Origin of the sequence: Microcoleus sp. Pol11C3 (assembly GCF_036701485.1) — a bacterium.
Classification (GTDB): Bacteria; Cyanobacteriota; Cyanobacteriia; order Cyanobacteriales; family Microcoleaceae; genus Microcoleus.
Map to the genome: position 1 here is coordinate 1 of NZ_JAUBQW010000265.1, position 2525 is coordinate 2525.

Below are 2525 nucleotides of genomic sequence, written 5' to 3' on the forward strand. Positions count from 1 at the left end.
TACGAATTGCTAACAGGAAAACTGCCTTTTGAAACAGAAGATGCTTTAGAGCTAGTTCACTGCCATATTGCCAGACAGCCAGTTCAACCGCACGAATTAGAGCCAGAAATTCCCCTAATTGTCTTGCAAATTGTCAGTAAATTGATGGCGAAGAATGCCGAAAACCGCTATCAAACTGCATTGGGTATCAAGCAGGATTTAGAAATGTGTCTGGTTCAATTACAAGGCTCTTCAGTATATAATATGCTAAAGTTTTAGCTAAAATGCCAATTCAGTAAACATCGGCATTGAAAGTTTTCAAAATTTCTGAATCCATAACCCGAACGTTTAATCAGTTTCAGCTTATTATTAATTCCCTCGACTACCCCACTGGTTGTTCTATGCTCGAAGTACGCAATAATTTCATCCAACCATCTAATAATCGTCTTCTGACTGTTCGGGAAATACTTTTGAGCTTCTGATAACCACATCCCCAATTTCACGAGTCCGACTAATCAATCATTTTTCTGTTCAAAAATTTGGCGGATTTTTTATTTTAATTCGTGCATAGTTTTCAATTTAGGAGAGACCTCTTTCAGTTCAGCTAGTTTCTGAGTTTGTTCTTCATTTAAATCTTTTTCGTTCTTCAAAATGGCATATTTAATCTTCTTTAATCCCTCTAAAATATGAGCATAATTTTGTTTTTGCGACTGCGATTTAGCCGTTTTTAGTGACTTATCTAATTAGCGCTTTTCTTATTTTATTTCCGAATCTAGCTCTTAATTTACTTGTACCATTACATGAAATCTATCGGCGAAAACTTGAGCATTGGGCATTAATTCTAAAACTAAGCTTTTGTATCCTCTCCACATATCTATACTCACTTTTTCTATCTGCTCTAAGACCTCTGTTCCCCATGAAAGCAACTTTTTTCTTATTTCCGACTGCGTTCTTGTCTCAAGTCTTCCAATTAAATCCGACTTTTCTAAATCTATTAATACTGCACAATAATTGCCTTTTCCTTTGACCAACGCTATCTCATCAATTCCCATCTTTTTTAAAGCGGTAGGTTTGAAGGGTAGTGCCCTGAAGGAAAAGATGGAGTAAACTTAAGCTACTATTAGAGAGAAGTGTTTGCCATTGGTGATATGACAGTAGAAATTAATTCTTGCCCCTGTGGCTCCGAAGAAGTTAGTCGTAATGGTCAGACTCGGCATGGTAAACAAAACTACAAATGTCGAGAATGTGGTCGTCAATTTGTTCTAAATCCCGCGTGGAAAGCTATTACGAAAGAACAACAGGAGTTAATCCAGCGGATGCTACTTGAACGTATTTCTCAAGCCGGAATTGCTCGGGTATTACAAGTGTCAGAAGATACAGTGCAGCGGTACGTAAATGCCCGAGCTGTTGTTGTTAAGAAGCAAGTGTCGCGGAGTACCAAGCCAAAAAAGCGCCTGAATGTTCAGATGGATGAGTTATGGTCGTGTGTTGACAATAAAGGCAATCAGCAGTGGGTTTGGCTTGCATTGGATGCCCAGACTAGGGAAATTGTTGGTGTACATATTGGAGATAGTAGCGCAGTATCAGCTCTTGCCTTATGGAATTCCATGCCACCTGTTTACCGTCAATGTGCTGTAATTTATACTGATCATTGGAGTGCTTATGATTCTGTATTGCCCAGTAAACGTCATTATAGTGTAGACAAAGATAGTGGTTGTACCAGCTATATCGAGCGATTTAACTGCACCCTTCGACAACGAGTATCTCGATTGGTGAGAAAGAGCTTATCCTTCTCTAAAAAATTGGAAAATCATCTTGCTGCAATTTGGAGTTTTGTACATCATTATAATGCTAGTTTACAACTCTAGATACCTACTTTTTTTGAATTCGGTTTTGTTTTATAATCTTGATCCTTTCCTTCAGGGCACTACCGGTTTGAAGTTTGATAATTCAAATGAGGCGTCTTTTAACATTCTTTCTATTTCTTCCGTTGTTACTAATCCTTTTTTTGCTACACTATTTATATCACTTCCTAAAACTTCGGGCAATATTTTATTAGCTAGTTTTTTGGTATAAGTCCTTCTTTTTCCGACCCAATCGAAATTTTCGCTAAACGGCTTCTTACATTTCTTACATTTGAACTGTCGTCTATTTATTTCCCAAAAGACTGGGGACTCTCCCCAGGGTAAATCTTTGATTAGATATCGATGGTTTTGATGTAATTTATGGCTTTTTTCCCCACAACGATGACAGATACTTTCCTTAGTTACTGGCTCAACTTGTAAAAGGATTCCAATTCCTTTATGCTGGTGACGTGAGACAACTTTTACTCCTGACAATTCCAGAAGCTCTGTGAGCAGTTTAATTTCCTTCTTTGAGGTCATCGTTACCCAGCCACCCTAAAATGACTTACCTTTTCATTCTAGCTAACAACAGCTCACCCTCAATAGTACAGTCTCTCAAGACTTGATACCAATTTTATGTGAAGTTGCATATAATAGAGAGGTAGTGTTTATGGTGCGTTTTATGGCTCGTAGTTTAAAAAT

Annotated in this window: 2 protein-coding genes and 2 pseudogenes; 2 read left to right on the forward strand and 2 right to left on the reverse strand. The window is 37.8% G+C overall.

The window, feature by feature from the left end:
• Positions 1–225 (forward strand): annotated as a pseudogene (locus tag QUA40_RS28290) (hypothetical protein); the annotation flags it as partial.
• 29 nt (positions 226–254) lie between these two features.
• Here QUA40_RS28290 and QUA40_RS28295 read toward each other — a convergent pair.
• A pseudogene (locus tag QUA40_RS28295) lies at positions 255–1031 on the reverse strand (ISL3 family transposase).
• Between the two features lie 96 nt (positions 1032–1127).
• Here QUA40_RS28295 and QUA40_RS28300 point away from each other — a divergent pair.
• Positions 1128–1847: an IS1 family transposase gene (locus tag QUA40_RS28300; RefSeq protein WP_333131970.1), complete on the forward strand. Its 720-nt coding sequence runs from the start codon at positions 1128–1130 to the stop codon at positions 1845–1847.
• Positions 1848–1898: 51 nt separating this feature from the next.
• Here QUA40_RS28300 and QUA40_RS28305 read toward each other — a convergent pair whose 3' ends face one another.
• Positions 1899–2363: a transposase family protein gene (locus QUA40_RS28305; RefSeq protein WP_333131972.1), complete on the reverse strand. Its 465-nt coding sequence runs from the start codon at positions 2361–2363 to the stop codon at positions 1899–1901.
• Positions 2364–2525: the final 162 nt, after the last annotated feature.